At 66.3% G+C, this 14,442-nt stretch carries 14 protein-coding genes; 2 read left to right on the top strand and 12 right to left on the bottom strand.

All coding sequences use genetic code 11. The features are described 5' to 3' along the window. Positions 1-59: 59 nt before the first annotated feature. From BMZ69_RS12915 to BMZ69_RS12935, 5 genes are all read right to left on the bottom strand, one after another. Complete coding sequence (locus tag BMZ69_RS12915) at positions 60-1,400, bottom strand: homoserine dehydrogenase (RefSeq protein WP_092157147.1); 1,341 nt, start codon at positions 1,398-1,400, stop codon at positions 60-62. An 82-nt stretch (positions 1,401-1,482) separates the two neighbouring features. Further along, positions 1,483-1,914, bottom strand: coding sequence for a hypothetical protein (locus tag BMZ69_RS12920; RefSeq protein WP_092157042.1), 432 nt, complete (start codon positions 1,912-1,914; stop codon positions 1,483-1,485). A 262-nt stretch (positions 1,915-2,176) separates the two neighbouring features. Then, complete coding sequence (locus tag BMZ69_RS12925) at positions 2,177-3,397, bottom strand: LL-diaminopimelate aminotransferase (protein WP_092157043.1); 1,221 nt, start codon at positions 3,395-3,397, stop codon at positions 2,177-2,179. Between the two features lie 150 nt (positions 3,398-3,547). After that, the gene (locus BMZ69_RS12930) at positions 3,548-4,174 is read right to left on the bottom strand and encodes a glutathione S-transferase family protein (RefSeq protein ID WP_092157044.1); all 627 of its coding nucleotides are present in this window, start codon (positions 4,172-4,174) and stop codon (positions 3,548-3,550) included. A 77-nt stretch (positions 4,175-4,251) separates the two neighbouring features. Further along, positions 4,252-4,617, bottom strand: a complete 366-nt coding sequence (locus tag BMZ69_RS12935) for a hypothetical protein (protein WP_092157045.1) — start codon at positions 4,615-4,617, stop codon at positions 4,252-4,254. A gap of 200 nt (positions 4,618-4,817) precedes the next feature. Here BMZ69_RS12935 and phaC point away from each other — a divergent pair, with 200 nt between their 5' ends. Next, the gene (phaC, locus tag BMZ69_RS12940) at positions 4,818-6,566 is read left to right on the top strand and encodes a PHA/PHB synthase family protein (RefSeq protein WP_244543353.1); all 1,749 of its coding nucleotides are present in this window, start codon (positions 4,818-4,820) and stop codon (positions 6,564-6,566) included. Between the two features lie 326 nt (positions 6,567-6,892). Here the strand turns inward: phaC and BMZ69_RS12945 are convergent, their stop codons facing one another. Beyond that, complete coding sequence (locus tag BMZ69_RS12945; protein ID WP_092157047.1) at positions 6,893-8,272, bottom strand: OmpP1/FadL family transporter; 1,380 nt, start codon at positions 8,270-8,272, stop codon at positions 6,893-6,895. Positions 8,273-8,738: 466 nt separating this feature from the next. On the opposite strand from BMZ69_RS12945, the gene BMZ69_RS12950 reads away from it, so the two are divergent. Next, entirely contained in the window at positions 8,739-9,587 is an 849-nt protein-coding gene (locus BMZ69_RS12950; RefSeq protein ID WP_092157048.1) for a fumarylacetoacetate hydrolase family protein, read from the top strand. 76 nt (positions 9,588-9,663) lie between these two features. Here the strand turns inward: BMZ69_RS12950 and BMZ69_RS12955 are convergent, their stop codons facing one another. The 6 genes from BMZ69_RS12955 to BMZ69_RS12980 all read right to left on the bottom strand — a co-directional run bounded on the left by BMZ69_RS12955 (position 9,664) and on the right by BMZ69_RS12980 (position 14,420). Beyond that, positions 9,664-10,434, bottom strand: a complete 771-nt coding sequence (locus BMZ69_RS12955; protein ID WP_092157049.1) for an alpha/beta fold hydrolase — start codon at positions 10,432-10,434, stop codon at positions 9,664-9,666. Positions 10,435-10,581: 147 nt separating this feature from the next. Further along, complete coding sequence (locus BMZ69_RS12960; RefSeq protein ID WP_092157050.1) at positions 10,582-10,800, bottom strand: hypothetical protein; 219 nt, start codon at positions 10,798-10,800, stop codon at positions 10,582-10,584. A gap of 138 nt (positions 10,801-10,938) precedes the next feature. Beyond that, complete coding sequence (argC, locus tag BMZ69_RS12965; RefSeq protein WP_092157051.1) at positions 10,939-11,871, bottom strand: N-acetyl-gamma-glutamyl-phosphate reductase; 933 nt, start codon at positions 11,869-11,871, stop codon at positions 10,939-10,941. Positions 11,872-12,305: 434 nt separating this feature from the next. After that, positions 12,306-13,262: an agmatinase gene (speB, locus tag BMZ69_RS12970; RefSeq protein ID WP_092157052.1), complete on the bottom strand. Its 957-nt coding sequence runs from the start codon at positions 13,260-13,262 to the stop codon at positions 12,306-12,308. 19 nt (positions 13,263-13,281) lie between these two features. Continuing rightward, positions 13,282-13,560, bottom strand: coding sequence for a hypothetical protein (locus BMZ69_RS12975; RefSeq protein WP_057192330.1), 279 nt, complete (start codon positions 13,558-13,560; stop codon positions 13,282-13,284). Between the two features lie 104 nt (positions 13,561-13,664). Continuing rightward, the gene (locus tag BMZ69_RS12980; RefSeq protein WP_092157053.1) at positions 13,665-14,420 is read right to left on the bottom strand and encodes an SDR family oxidoreductase; all 756 of its coding nucleotides are present in this window, start codon (positions 14,418-14,420) and stop codon (positions 13,665-13,667) included. Between the last annotated feature and the right edge of the window lie 22 nt (positions 14,421-14,442).

Raw genomic sequence — 14,442 nt, forward strand, 5'->3', positions numbered from 1 at the left:
GAATAGCGAGCGGATTGTCGAGGATAAGGCGAAACGGTGGGTGGTTCCGCCTTTCACGATCATTCCCGCTCGATGCGGATGACTTGTGGCGCCTCGGCGATGTGGCCGTCGGCGCTGACCTTCTCCAGGGCGCCGCGGATGGCCTGTTCGCTGGTGGCATAGGTGATCAGCACGACCGGAACCGGCGCGCCGGAGCGCCCGCCGGGGTCCTGCTGGGCGGCGATCTCGGAGCGGCGCTGGACGATGCTTTCCAGCGAGATGTCGGCCTCCGCCATGCGGGTCGCGATCGCGGCGGCCGCCCCCGGGCGGTCGGCGACGGCGAGGCGGATATAGTAGCCGCCCTCATGACGCTGCATCGGGGCGCGTGTCGGCTGCTCCAGCCGGGCGACGGGCATGCCGAAGGGCTGGCCGGCGGTGCCGCGCGCGACGTCGGCGATATCGGCGATCACCGCCGAGGCGGTCGGGCCGCCGCCGGCGCCGGGGCCGACCAAAGTGATCTCGCGCACCGCGTCGGCGTCGATGGTGACCGCGTTGGTGACGCCCATCACCTGCGCGATCGCCGACGATTTCGGTACCATGGTCGGGTGCACGCGCTGCTCGATGCCGGTCTTGGTGCGCTCGGCGACGCCGAGCAGCTTGATCCGGTAGCCGAGCTCGTCCGCCATCTTCAGGTCGAGCGGCGTGATCGAGGAAATGCCTTCGACATGAATCGCTTCGGCGTCGATCTTCGTACCGAAAGCGAGGCTGGTCAGGATGGCGAGCTTGTGGGCGGTGTCGAAACCCTCGACATCGAAGGTCGGGTCGGCTTCGGCATAGCCGAGGCGCTGGGCGTCCTTCAGGCAGGCTTCGAAGGTCAGGCCCTCGAGCTCCATGCGCGAGAGGATGTAATTGCAGGTGCCGTTGAGGATGCCGTAGAGCCGGCTGACATTGTTGCCGGAGAGCGCCTCGCGCAGCGTCTTCACCACCGGGATGCCGCCGGCCGAGGAGGCCTCGAAAGCGAGCGCCGCGCCCTTGCTCTCGGCAAGCTCGGCGAGCGCGACGCCGTGGGCGGCGAGCAGCGCCTTGTTGGCGGTGACGACATGCTTGCCGGCGGACAACGCGGTCTCGACCGCCTTCTTGGCCGGGCCATCCGAGCCGCCGATCAGCTCGACCAGGCAATCGATCTCGGGTGATGCGGCGAGCGCGACCGGATCGTCGAACCAGGCAAAGCCGGAGAGATCGATGCCACGATCGCGATTGCGATCCCGGGCCGAGACCGCCGTCACGCGGATCGGCCGGCCGCAACGCGCGGCGAGCGCATTCTCCTGGCGCTTCAGAATGCCGGCGACCGCCGCGCCGACTGTTCCCAGGCCGGCAATGCCGACGCGCAGGGGCCTGATCTCGGAGGGAGCAGCGTGCATGGTCATGAGCGGCGGGGTCGCATGAGGCGCGCAGGGAGTCAACGGCGAAGGGCCTCAGACGACATCCCGAGGCCAGATCGCATTACTCGAAGCGGCAGACGACCTCGGCCGCGAGCTTGGCGACCTTCCCGTTCTCGAAACCGAGATAGAGGCGCAGCAGCTGGTTGCCGAAGGCCGTGATCTTGATAGTGCGCAGCGCCTCGATGCTGTCGCCGTCCGCCTGGGTGGAATTCTCGTCGATCGGCTTCCAAAACCAGGGCTTTGGCGCCCGGATCACTGCTTGCGCCAGCAATTGCTCGGCTTCGGCGCGGCCCATGCCGGTCGGGAAATACTTGTTGGCGATCTCGCTGGCGTCGCGGCCGCATTCCTTGGCGCGCGAGGCGGTCAGCACCTCGGCGATCAGGGCCGAGTCGGTGTCGGTGGTCCGACCGCGCGAGAAATCATAGGTCGCAAACAGGCAGACCAGCGCGAACAGGCCGAACACGATCCCGATCAACCGGCCCTTCGAGAGCATGATGCGCGCTCAGTCCCTGCTATCCGCACGGCGCTTGGGTTCCCATGTTTCGGCGGCCCGGTCCAGTGCCGGCGCGCAACACCACCGCGGTCTTTCCGGGGCCGCCCCCCTGAGCGGTGCCTCCTCGTCATGGTCGGGCTTATCCCGACCATCCACGTCTTCGCTTCACTGATCGAACACGGTGTTCAAGACGTGGGTGCTCGCCACAAGGGCGAGCATGACGAGCCGGAACAGCGTGATTGTTGTCGAACGGAGTCCTGCCCTACCCCGCCTTCGGCATCTGGATGACGTTGTGCAGGGTCTGGTCGGCGCTCTTCAGGAAGCGGCCGACATTGCGTGCCGCCTGGCGGATGCGCTGCTCATTCTCGACGATGGCGATCCGGACATAGTCGTCGCCATGCTCGCCGAAGCCGATGCCGGGCGCGACCGCGACCTCGGCCTTCTCGATCAGCAGCTTGGAGAACTCGAGCGAGCCGAGATGGCGGAATTTTTCCGGGATCGGCACCCAGGCGAACATCGAGGCCTGCGGCGCCGGGAACTCCCAGCCGGCCTTGCCGAAGCTCTCGACCAGCGCATCGCGGCGCTTGCGATAGGTCTCGCGCATCTCGCGGATGCAGTCGTCGGGGCCGTTCAGCGCCGCCGCGGCAGCGACCTGGATCGGCGTATAGGCGCCGTAGTCGAGATAGGACTTCACCCGCGCCAGCGCCGCCAGCAGCTTCTCGTTGCCGACGGCGAAGCCCATGCGCCAGCCGGCCATGGAGAAGGTCTTCGACATCGAGGTGAACTCGACGGCGACGTCGATCGCGCCCGGCACCTGCAGCATCGAGGGCGGCGGATCGTTCTCGTCGAAATAGACCTCGGCATAGGCGAGATCGGAGAGCAGGATCAGCTCGTGCCGCTTCGCGAAGGCGACGAGATCGCGGTAGAAGTCGAGCGAGGCGGTATAGGCGGTCGGGTTCGCCGGGTAGCAGGTGACGAGCGCGATCGGCTTCGGCACCGAATGCGCCATCGCCCGCTCGACCGCCGGGAAGAAGGCCGGCGTCGGCTCGGCCGGAACCGAGCGGATCACGCCGCCCGCCATCAGGAAGCCGAAGGCGTGGATCGGATAGCTCGGATTGGGCACGAGCACGACGTCGCCCGGGCCGGTGATGGCCTGCGCCATATTGGCGAAGCCTTCCTTCGAGCCGAGCGTCGCGACGACCTGCGTATCGGGGTTCAGCGTGACGCCGAAGCGGCGCTGATAGTAATGCGCCTGGGCGCGGCGCAGGCCGGCGATGCCCTTCGAGGCCGAATAGCGGTCGGTGCGCGCCTTGCCGGCGGTCTCGACCAGCTTCTCGATGACGTGCTTGGGCGCCGGCAGATCGGGATTGCCCATGCCGAGATCGATGATGTCGACGCCCTTGGCGCGCTCGGCGGCCTTGATCTTGTTGACCTGTTCGAAAACATAGGGCGGCAGGCGCTTGATGCGATGAAAATCGGTCATGGCGAGAACAGGTCCTTGCGGATCGCCGCGCGACGGCACGGCAAATCACATTCTTGCGTTACGCTGCCTTACCACCGCAACTTTCGCCCCGACAGCGCAAAAAACGCAAGATTCAGCGAAACGCAACGCATGCCGCATAGCGGCAACGCTTCAAGCCGGCGGAATGAAGGGCTGGCTGATCGCCCGGAACACGTCGAGTCCCTCGCATCGGGCAGAATGCGCCAGTAGCGCGGGATAATCACCGAGGGTGACGAGATTGGGATGCGCCTCGCCGGCGAAGCGCAGGGCGCAGGCGAGCGCGATGTCTGCATGGCCAATGCGGTCGCCGAACCACCAGTCGCCCGGGCGTTCGGCCCGCTCGCGCTCCAAGGCGGTGAGGACGCCTGCGATCTGGCCCCGGCAGCGCCCGGCCCAGGTCTCGGAGATCCGGTCGTGCAGCCGCAACTCGTAGAACAGGCTCACCGCCTTCTCGGCGAGCCCCATCGCCAGCGCGGCGACGCGCAGCGCCCGATGGCGCGCCGGCTCCTCGCGCGGGAACAAGGCGCTCTCGGGCGGAACAAGGCCGTCGAGATGATCGAGCATGGCATGGCTCTCGACCAGCACCAGCCCGTCATCGAGCTCGAGCGTCGGCACGCGGACCAGAGGATTGAGCGGCGCGATCCTGTCGCCATCGCCGAACACCGACCAGGGCCGGTGCTCGAAAGACAGCTCGTAGAGCGTCAGCGCGATGCCGACGCGGCGCACGAAAGGCGAATCATACTGGCCGATCAGGATCATGGCGGAGCTCCAGCGCAACGACGCGATTGGAACCGCCCGACCAATCCAGGGCAAGCCGTCTCACGAGCTGCGGCCCCTCATTCCGTCGGTAGCGGCGGCGGAGCGGGTGCCGGAGCCGGCGGCGGCAGGACCTTGCCGAGGCTCTGCGCCTGCGCGCCGGCGGCGTCGTTGGAGATTCGCTTGGCTTCCAGCTCGGCTTCGAGCTCCTTGAATTCTTCGACAGTCTTGCGCTTGGCCGGGCGCGTCACCGTGGTGCCGATCGGGATGTATTTCGGGTCCTGCGGCCGGGTTTCGGTCACGAACGGCTTGGGGTCGCCGGGTTTGGTGGCAAGATCGGTCAGTTCTGCGACCCCGCGCGTGGCTTCGCAACCTCCGAGCGCGGTTCCGACGAGCAGGGCGAGCCCAGCCGCCCTGAGCGAGATTTCGGTCCGCCTGTCAGCCATCGCCCTGCTTCCGCAAATTTTCTTTGTCACTCATACCGGTTAGGTCCTTAATGGGTCCAAAATGGGGAGTGCAACTCCTGCGTAAGGCTACCGAGGGGAGCGCCGTCATGTGTCCACCTGCCGACGAGAAGGGCAAGAGCGATCGGAAACCGGCGGAAACGCCGTTCGCCGAACTTCCCGCCGTGCCGGATTTCGAGGCGATGGCGCAGAACATGGGCAAGCTGGTCGAGCAGGCGGGCAAGGTCACAGCCGCCTATATGAGGCCGATCGAGCGCGGCGAGGCCAAGACCGGCCAGGCCGACGAGGCCAGCGAGATGGTGAAGGTGCTCGGCCGGGTCGCCGAACGCTGGGTCAGCGATCCCCAGAAGATCATCGAGGCCCAAGGCGCGATCACCAGCGACTTCCTCAGCCTGTGGAGCTCGACGCTGAAGCGCCTCGGCGGCGAGCAGGTCGAGCCGGTGATCGCGCCGGAGAAACGGGATGCGCGCTTCGCCGACCCGGAATGGAACACGCATCCGGTCTTCGACTTCGTCAAGCAGGCCTATCTGCTGACGACGCGCTGGGCCGAGGGCATGGTCGAGCAGGCCGACGACCTCGACCCGCATACGCGCGACAAGGCGCGCTTCTACGTCAAGCAGATCGCCGGCGCCCTGTCCCCGTCCAACTTCGTCGCGACCAATCCGGAACTGCTGCGCGAGACCATGGCGCAGAACGGCGAGAACCTGGTGCGCGGCATGAAGATGCTGGCCGAGGACGTCGAGGCCGGCGGCGGCGAGCTCAAGATCAGGCAATCGGATGCGGGCGCCTTCCAGATCGGCGTCAACATCGCGACGACGCCCGGCAAGGTCATCTACCGCAACGACATCATTGAACTGATCCAGTACGCACCGGCGACCGAGACGGTGCTGAAGCGGCCGCTGCTGATCGTGCCGCCCTGGATCAACAAGTTCTACATCCTCGACCTCAACGCCGATAAGAGCTTCATCCGCTGGTGCGTCTCGCAGGGGCTGACGGTCTTCTGCATTTCCTGGGTCAACCCGGACCATCGCCACGCGCTCAAGGATTTCGAGAGCTATATGCGCGAGGGCATCTTTGCTGCCCTCGAGGCGATCGAGCAGGTCACCGGCGAGAAGCAGGTCTCCTCGATCGGCTATTGCGTCGGCGGGACGCTGCTCGGCGTGACGCTGGCCTATATGGCAGCGACGCGCGACAAGCGCATCGCCAGCGCGACCTTCTTCACCACGCAGGTCGACTTCAGCCATGCCGGCGAGCTTTCGGTCTTCGTAGACGAGGAGCAGATCCGCGCTGTCGAGGAGCAGATGGCCGAGCGCGGCTATCTCGACGGCTCGCGCATGTCGGGCGCCTTCAACATGCTCAGGCCGAACGACCTGATCTGGTCCTATGCCGTCAACAACTACCTGAAAGGCAAGGCGCCGACCGCCTTCGACCTGCTCTACTGGAATTCGGATTCGACCCGAATGCCGGCGGCGAACCACTCCTTCTACCTGCGCAACTGCTATCTCGAGAACAAGTTGAGCAAGGGCGAGATGCGCGTCGGAGGCAAGCTGCTCGATCTCAAGAAGGTGACGATCCCGATTTACAATCTTGCGACCCGGGAGGATCACATCGCTCCGGCGAAGTCCGTGTTCCTGGGATCGCAGGCCTTCGGCGGCCCGGTGGAGTATGTCATGGCCGGCTCCGGCCACATCGCCGGCGTGGTCAATCCGCCGAACAAGGTGAAATATCAGTATTGGACCGGCCCCAAGCCGGAAGGCGAGTTCGACGACTGGGTGAAGAAAACCGAGGAGCATCCGGGCTCCTGGTGGCCGCATTGGTTCGCCTGGGTCGAGAAGCAGGCGCCCAAGCGCGTCAAGCCGCGCGTGCCCGGCGAAGGCCCCCTGCCCGCGCTGGAGGATGCGCCGGGGAGCTATGTGAAGATCAAGGCGTAGGAGCCGTCGGCGCTGGCCGCCTATGGTCGGCAGGAACCTCCCGTGTCATTCCGGGGCAGCCCGCAGGGCTGAGCCCGGAATCCCTGGTCACGACGCTTCCCGTCCTTGCGGGAAACAGAGTGACAAAGCAATCCAGGCAGGCGAAGCGCTCTGCCGCCCCTGGATTGCTTCGCTGCTGCGCGCAATGACGGCATTTCGCCCGTCTGCGCCGCGGTCATGGATACCGGGCCCGGCGCTGCGGGCTGCCCCGGAATGACGGCCCGGCCTCCGCTCAGAACGAAAAAAGCCGGCCCGAAGGCCGGCTTTGCTTGTCGCCGAGGCGCGGCTCAGTTCTTGCGGACGACCGGGCGAACCGGGATCGTCTCCGTCGGGGTATCCCAACGATAGGTCAGAGCGGCGGACACGATGTGGATATAGGGCTCGGCCTTGGCCGTGTAGGAGATCGCCCGGAGCGCCGGATTCACGACCTGCTGCGGATGATTGCCGGTGTAGTTCACTTTGGCCGAGTTGACGTGGATATAGGTGTAACCCAGGTCGAGCTTCAGCTTCTCGTTGAGCTGGTAGCTCGCGCCGGCGCTGAGCCAGAGCCGGTCATTGTCCGAGATGAAGATCTGGCGGTTGTAGTCGTTCACCGCCGAGAGCTCGTAGGCGACACCGGCGCGCAGCGTCAGATCGCGGTTGTACTTGTATTCGAGACCCGCCGAGAAGTACCAGCTGTCGTCATACTGGAAGTTCAGGCTGGTCAGCGGAACTCCCGAGGCCTGCGCGACGACCGGAATGTTGCGGAAGCGGCTCCAATTGGTCCATTCGACACCGAGATGGGCCTGCCACTGCTCGTTGATGACCTGCGAAACACCGAAGACGACCGAATCGGGCAGGTTCAGATTGGCCTTGACCGGAATGACGGCCGTCGGCGTCGGCCCTGTCGCCGTCCGCAAGGTGCCTTCCAGCGTCTGCCGGACCGAGGAGCGATAGGCCAGGCCGATCGTCGTGCCGTCGAACGGGGTCAGCGTCACGCCCAGGCGATAGCCGAAATCGATGGTGTCGCCCTCGATGATGACCGGCGCGGCGTTGGCCGCGACGCCCGCAGCCTGCTTCAGCGACGCACTGAAATACTGAACCTGCAGCGCCGCGCCGACCGACAGCCAGTCATTGACCTTATAGCCGATGGTTGGGGCGACGTTGATGGTCCGGACCTTGGCCGAGCGGCCGAAGGTCTGAGCCGCATGAACCTGATTCTCGGGCTTGGAGCGCAGGCCGAACGGCGCGCCGGTGGTAAGGCCGATCCAGAAGCGATCGGTCAGCTGCCAGGCCGAATAGGAGGCCGGGATGAAGGCGCCGTCGCCGCCGATATTGCCGGTGCCGAGCGGGCTGCCGCCTGCGGCCTGGATCGGCACCGTCCGGGGGCCGAGCGGGGTCGGGACAGTAACCGTGGTCGGCGAAGTCGGCTTGTAGTCGCCGTTCGCATAGAGATAGGTGAAGTTCCACTGGCTGTTGCGGCCGGGGAACATGGTGATCGTCGCCGGGTTCCAGGCCATGGCGCCCATGCCGATGCCGCCCGAGGCGGCGCCGGCATAGGCCATGCCGAGGCCTTCGGCGCTCTGACCCGAGCGGATCGCGAAAGAGCTCGCCGAAGCCGCGCCGGCCGCCAGCAGCGCCGAAAGCGAGACGGTGGCGGCGGTGGTGAGTTTCAGAAGGCTCTTCATCGCGGCGTCTTCCCCAAGCTGAGGTTCTTGTTGTGGCGGTTGCGGCGAAGCAGGCCGCGGAATCTGTCACCACCATGCCGCCTGCCGGTTTCCGCCGCAATCCCGCCTAGATCGCTGCCAAATTGCCTAGCTCGACCGGCTTTCCGCATCGGCAGGGCCAAAAACGTGCAAAAATGCTGCGTTTCGCGCATCCTGCGGCGAAGCCGGCGATGGAAAAGATAGTTTAGATGCGAACTGTCGCGGATTTTGCCATTGTGCGCCGCAACATAGACCGCATCGTCGGCTCCAAGCCATGACGCGCTTTCGTGGGGAGCGTTGCATAAGCGCCACAACTCCCGGCACACCCGCAAGCATGGCATGCGTCGCGGCGGGCTTGCATCGAAAGGATAGTCCGCACAGGATCGGCACGACCTTCGGTCTTGTGTTGCACACCTTGTTTGAAACGATTGAAAAAGGGGGAAACGACGTGAAACTGGTTCGTTACGGCGCATTTGGTCAGGAGAAGCCCGGCCTTGTCGACTCTGCCGGCAAGCTGCGCGACCTCTCGGCGCATGTCTCCGACCTCGCCGGCGCGGCGCTGACATCGGCCTCGCTCGCCAAGCTGAAGGCCCTCTCCCCCGAATCACTGCCGCTAGTCGATGGCTCGCCGCGCATCGGCGCCTGCGTCGGCGATGTCCGCAATTTCATCGCGGTCGGGCTCAACTTCGCCGACCATGCCGCCGAGACCGGCGCGGCGATCCCAGCCGAGCCGATCCTGTTCAACAAGGCGCCGAACTGCATCGTCGGCCCCAATGACGACGTCGTCATTCCGAAGAACTCGAAGAAGACCGACTGGGAAGTAGAGCTCGCCATCGTGATCGGCGACGGCGGCTCCTATATCGAAGAAAGGGACGCGATGGCCGCGATTGCCGGCTTCTGCGTCTGCAACGACGTCTCCGAGCGCGAATTCCAGACCGAGCGCGGCGGGCAATGGGCCAAGGGCAAGGGCTGCCCGACCTTCGGCCCGCTCGGCCCCTGGCTGGTGACGCCGGACGAGATCGCCGACGTGCAGAATCTCGCCATGTGGCTCGAGGTCGACGGCGAGCGCGTCCAGAACGGCTCGACCAAGACGATGATCTTCGGCGCCGCCTATCTCGTCCACTATATCAGCCAGTTCATGCGGCTCGATCCGGGCGACGTCATCACCACCGGCACCCCGCCCGGCGTCGGCCTCGGCTTCAAGCCGCCACGCTTCCTCAAGGGCGGCGAGACCGTGACGCTCGGCATCGAGGGGCTCGGCACCCAGAAGCAGCTGTTCAAGCCCTACGCGGGCTGACGCTATCCTGTGTAGATGTGAAGGGCGCTGCCGAACCTCCGGCAGCGCCCTTTTTCCATCCCGGCAGGCCGCGCGCCTACTGCTTTTGCAGCCAGTCGATGACCTCGGCCACCGCAACACGCGGCGTCGTCTGATGGTCCGCCTCGACGACGAGGCGCGTGCCGGAATAAGCGGCGCGATCGTTCATCGCTGGGCGATCGCCCGTGCCGATCACCCAGAGCGTCGGAGCGCGGACACCGCTCGCCTGGGCTGCCTGGGCTGCCGGCCCGGAGGGATCAAAGAAGTTGAGATAGGCCTCGGCCGTGGTGGTGATGGGAAAGGTCCGGCCCTGGTTGAAGTCGAGGAACTTCGCCTTCTGCGCCCCCTGCCCGGCCGCGACCATCGCCTTGGCCTGCGCAAGGCTCTCCCCGGTCTGGCTCGCGATGAAATCCGGGCGATGCCCTGGCGCCAGCGCCACCACCGCATCGACTCCGCCGACGCGTGCGGCATAGCCCATGGAGATGTTCGCTCCGAGACTATGCCCGGCGAGCACGATCCGGGATGCTCCGCCGGCCTTCAGGCGCGAAACCGCCGCCTGCACTTCTCCCAAAGTCTGCTCATAGGTCCTGTAGCCGGATGTCCAGGACATGCGCGGCAGCACGACGGTCGCGCCACGCGCCTTCAGTGCCTGCGCCAACGGCTGGAGCGGGCCCTGCCCGCCAGCCTTGCCATGGATGAGAATGACGCCGGTGCCGCGTAATTCGAAAGCGCCGGCGGATGCAAGCGTGGCGAGAGTAGCCGCAGTCGAGATCAGGCAGAGATGGACATATCGCCGGAGCCCATCCAGCGCAGCGGAACGCCACGGCATCTTCTTTAGGTCCTCATCGTTGAGTAGATTGTCATAGCCGCGGATCGCTTCATGCCACGCAGCTGACGGAACTGAAGAAAAAGCGCTGCCGGGGCCGTTCGACCTCACCCCCGGCAGCGCTTGCAACCCTACCCTGGCAGGGCTGCTTCAGTCTCGAATGCGCTCGTTCAGGCTCGGAAACCTGATCACTTGCGCCGATGCCGGCATCGGCATGCTCGCCGACTCCGCTGCAATCCCACCATCGCCCCGAACGGCGATATCCAATCCGTCCTGAGCCCGCCGCTCGACGTTCGCCGCAGCACGCTCGCGCTCCAATCTGCGCCGGCTGCGCGCCAGACGCACGCCCAACGTATCGAATCCCGGCATCGAATCGCCCCCGCTCTCCAGCCGCCACGATCAGCTATGAGCGCAAGCGAAATCGGCGGCATCCCCCATTTGGGGGGTGCCGCCGCAATTTCTCCAAGGGGAGCCAAGCCCGCCTGAGGCCGCGATTGTGAACGGCTGTCAACTTTCGGGCAGGCCGAGCATCAGCCGGATATTCTGCACGGCGGCGCCGGAAGCGCCCTTGCCGAGATTGTCGAGCCGGGCAATCAGCACGGCCTGGCCGAGATCGGCATTGCCGAAGACGCGCAGCTCGAGCTTGTTGGTGTCGTTCAGCGCCTGCGGCTCGAGCTTTCCGCTGGCCTCCGCCGGCACGACGCTGACATAGGTCGAGCCGGCATAGCGCTCGGTCAGCGCCGCTTCGAGATCGGCGGGCTTGGGCTTGCCGGGCAGCGCGTCGAGATGCAGCGGCACCGAAACGAGCATGCCCTGCCGGAAATTGCCGACCGAGGGCACGAAAATCGGCGGCCGCTCCAGCCGCGAATAGACCTGCAGCTCGGGCAGGTGCTTGTGCTTGAGGCCGAGGCCATAGAGCTCGAAATCGGGCGCCGTGCCAGCCTCATAGGCCTCGATCATGCTCTTGCCGCCGCCGGAATAGCCGGAGACCGCATTGACGGTAATGGGATGGTGGGCCGGCAGCAGCCCGGCGTCGACGAGCGGGCGCAGCAGCGCGATGCCGCCGGTCGGATAGCAGCCGGGATTGGCGACCCGATTGGCGTTGGCGACCCTCGCGGCGAAGCCCGGCTCGAGCTCGGCGAAGCCGTAGGTCCAGTCGGCTGCGACGCGATGGGCTGTCGAAGCGTCGACGATCTTGGGTGCGTCGCTGCCGAGCTCGTCGGCGAGCGCCACGGATTCCTTCGCAGCATCGTCAGGCAGGCAGAGCACGACGAGGTCGACGCCCGCCATCATCGCCTTGCGGGCGGCCGGGTCCTTGCGCTTGTCGGGATCGATGCTCTTGACCACCACCTCCGTCACGTCGGCCAGGCGCTCGCGGATGCCGAGGCCGGTGGTGCCGGCTTCGCCGTCGATGAAGATGGATTTCAGGTTTTGGCTCATCGGACCCTCGCAAGGCGTCTGGTGGAAGCGGGTGGAACTGGTTGGCTGGCTCTGGAACTCAGCCTTGTCGCAAGAGCGGACATCAGTTTTGCGACGGGCATAAAAAAACCGCGCTCGGGGCGCGGTCGCGGGCGTTCGGATTCTAGCCGAGCGTCATCGCGGTCGCGCCGGGGCGGCCTGTTCGGTGCGACGTCGGGTCGGGTTCATGGTCATGTGAGCGTATATGTTCCGGGTGGGGACGGCTGTCAATGAGCTGGACCTAGTCGTCGACACGCCCTCTGCGTCATGGTCGGGCTTGTCCCGACCATCCACGTCTTTGCTTCGCTGATGGAGCGCGGTGTCCAAGACGTGGATGCTCGCCACAAGGGCGAGCATGACGGCCGTGGATACCGCAACGTTCGGAATCACATGGCAGCCGAAGCTGCCATGCCGATTCAACCAGCCTTCTTCAGCGCCAGCGCCTGCAGATAATGCTGCGCCACCGCGGCGCCTGCGATCGCGGTCGCGTCGGCATGATCGTAAGGCGGCGAGACCTCGACGATGTCCATGCCGCGGAAATCGAGGTCGCGGATCGCCCAGACCAGCTGCAGTGCCTGCGCCGAGGAGAAGCCGCCAGCGACCGGCGTGCCGGTGCCGGGCGCGAAGGCCGGATCGAGCGCGTCGATATCGAAGGTGAGATAGGCCGGCCCCTGCCCTACGCGTTCCTTGATCCGCGCTGCGATGCCGTCAACGCCGAGCGCATGCGCCGCATAGGCATCCAGCACCTGGATGCCGCAATCGCGCGGCGCGACGGTGCGGATGCCGATTTGGATCGAGCGTTCGGTGTCGATCAGTCCCTCACGCACCGCCTCCAGCACGAAGGTGCCGTGGCTGATCGCGCCGACGCCATCATCCCAGGTGTCCTGATGCGCGTCGAACTGGACGATGGCGAGCTTGCCATGGCGGGCGACATGGGCGCGCAGCAGCGGCAAGGTGATGAAATGGTCGCCGCCAAGGGTGACGAGCTGGGCGCCGCCCGCGATGATCGCGGCGGCCTCGCTCTCGATCGCCCGGGCGCAGCCCTGCAGGTCGCTGCGCGGCAGCAGACAATCGCCGTAATCGACGACCGCGAGCGTCTCGAACGGGTCGATCCGCGAGGGGTATTGCGCGTCGCCGTCGAAGATCGCGCTGACGCGGCGCATCGCCTGCGGTCCAAAGCGGGTGCCGGGCCGGTTCGAGACGGCGAGATCGAAGGGCACGCCCCAGACCACGGCGTCGCAGCCGGCGACATCCTTGCTGTAGCGGCGGCGCATGAAGGAGAGCGCGCCGGCATAGGTCGGGTCATGAGCCGGCCCCTTGCGGTCGCCGGTGAAGGCGTGGTCGATCGTCGGGGTTTCAGCAGGTTCGGTCATCTCGAAAATCCGTAACAAATCAGCGCCGGCCGTTGAGCCAGACATAGAGGCACCAGGGCAGGATCAAGGCGAGCCCGGTCAGGACGAGCCGCAGCGTCGTCCAGGCGACCGGGTATTGCAGCGCCCTGCCATCGAGCTCCGGCACGCCGTGGATCAGGCCGAGCGCGCAGGCCGGGGCCAGGAAGACGATCAGCGCGTTGACGATGCGCCGCCCGCGCGGCAGGTCGCTGCGCGCCAGCGCGAGCAAAGCCGGCACCGCGACCATGCCGAAGGCGATCAGTACGAGCAGGACGCGCATGGCGGCTTCCGGTTGAACAGGGCGGCAGCCGATTTAGCACGGACGAGCCGCGGCTCCAGCCGTCTGCGGCTGCTCCCGCAGCCGATTCTGTCGTTTGACGGGAGCTAGCGGCCCCCGCCGACCCGGATGATCGAGCCGACCATGTAGGACGCCGCCTCGGACAGCGCGAACAGCACGGCTTCTGCGATCTCCTCCGGCTCGGCGACGCGCCTCAGCGGGATCGTTGGCGCGATGCGATCGACGCGGCCGGCATCACCGGTCGAAAGCGCGTGGATATCGGTCTGCGTCATGCCCGGCGCCACCGCGTTGACGCGGATGCCGGCCGGGGCGAGCTCGATCGCCAGGCCGATGGTCATGGAATCGACTGCCGCCTTCGAGGCAGCGTACCAGACATATTCGTTCGGCGAGCCGAGCCCGGCCGCGATCGAGGAGATGTTGACGATGGCGCGGTTCCTCGCGCCCTCATTGGCGAGCAGGGCCTGCGCCGCCTCGCGCGCCACCAGGATCGCGCCGGTGACGTTGAGGTCGATGCAGCCGCGGATGACCTGCGGATCGGATTTGGCGAGCGGGCTGCTCTTGCCGGTGATGGCAGCGTTGTTGACGACCGCCGTCAGCGGCCCGAGCGCTGCCCTGGCCTCGGCGAAGACGCGAGTGATGTCGGCAAGGTTCGCCATGTCGCCCTGGATCGCGACCGCCCTCGCCCCTGCCCGGCCGCAGGCTGCAACGACATCGGCCGCCGCCTGCGCATTGCCCTGGTAGTTGACGGCGACGTCATAGCCGCGCTCGGCGGCGAAACGGCAGATCGCGGCGCCGATGCCGCGGCTGCCGCCGGTGACGAGAAGGACGGGACGGTCGGACATGCGGACGGCGCTCCTGTGCAGT

This window comes from Allobosea sp. CRIB-10, from assembly GCF_900112185.1.
In the GTDB taxonomy this organism is placed as follows: domain Bacteria; phylum Pseudomonadota; class Alphaproteobacteria; order Rhizobiales; family Beijerinckiaceae; genus Allobosea.

Excerpts from the sequence above, each read along its gene's own strand:
- argC (WP_092157051.1), bottom strand. The coding sequence starts at position 11,871 with ATGAGCCAAAACCTGAAATCCATCTTCATCGACGGCGAAGCCGGCACC.
- BMZ69_RS12920 (WP_092157042.1), bottom strand. The coding sequence starts at position 1,914 with ATGCTCTCGAAGGGCCGGTTGATCGGGATCGTGTTCGGCCTGTTCGCG.
- speB (WP_092157052.1), bottom strand. The coding sequence starts at position 13,262 with ATGACCGAACCTGCTGAAACCCCGACGATCGACCACGCCTTCACCGGC.
- BMZ69_RS12945 (WP_092157047.1), bottom strand. The coding sequence starts at position 8,272 with ATGAAGAGCCTTCTGAAACTCACCACCGCCGCCACCGTCTCGCTTTCG.
- BMZ69_RS12980 (WP_092157053.1), bottom strand. The coding sequence starts at position 14,420 with ATGTCCGACCGTCCCGTCCTTCTCGTCACCGGCGGCAGCCGCGGCATC.
- BMZ69_RS12960 (WP_092157050.1), bottom strand. The coding sequence starts at position 10,800 with ATGCCGGGATTCGATACGTTGGGCGTGCGTCTGGCGCGCAGCCGGCGC.
- BMZ69_RS12935 (WP_092157045.1), bottom strand. The coding sequence starts at position 4,617 with ATGGCTGACAGGCGGACCGAAATCTCGCTCAGGGCGGCTGGGCTCGCC.
- BMZ69_RS12915 (WP_092157147.1), bottom strand. The coding sequence starts at position 1,400 with ATGCACGCTGCTCCCTCCGAGATCAGGCCCCTGCGCGTCGGCATTGCC.
- BMZ69_RS12930 (WP_092157044.1), bottom strand. The coding sequence starts at position 4,174 with ATGATCCTGATCGGCCAGTATGATTCGCCTTTCGTGCGCCGCGTCGGC.
- BMZ69_RS12925 (WP_092157043.1), bottom strand. The coding sequence starts at position 3,397 with ATGACCGATTTTCATCGCATCAAGCGCCTGCCGCCCTATGTTTTCGAA.
- BMZ69_RS12975 (WP_057192330.1), bottom strand. The coding sequence starts at position 13,560 with ATGCGCGTCCTGCTCGTACTGATCGCCTTCGGCATGGTCGCGGTGCCG.
- BMZ69_RS12955 (WP_092157049.1), bottom strand. The coding sequence starts at position 10,434 with ATGCCGTGGCGTTCCGCTGCGCTGGATGGGCTCCGGCGATATGTCCAT.
- phaC (WP_244543353.1), top strand. The coding sequence starts at position 4,818 with ATGGCGCAGAACATGGGCAAGCTGGTCGAGCAGGCGGGCAAGGTCACA.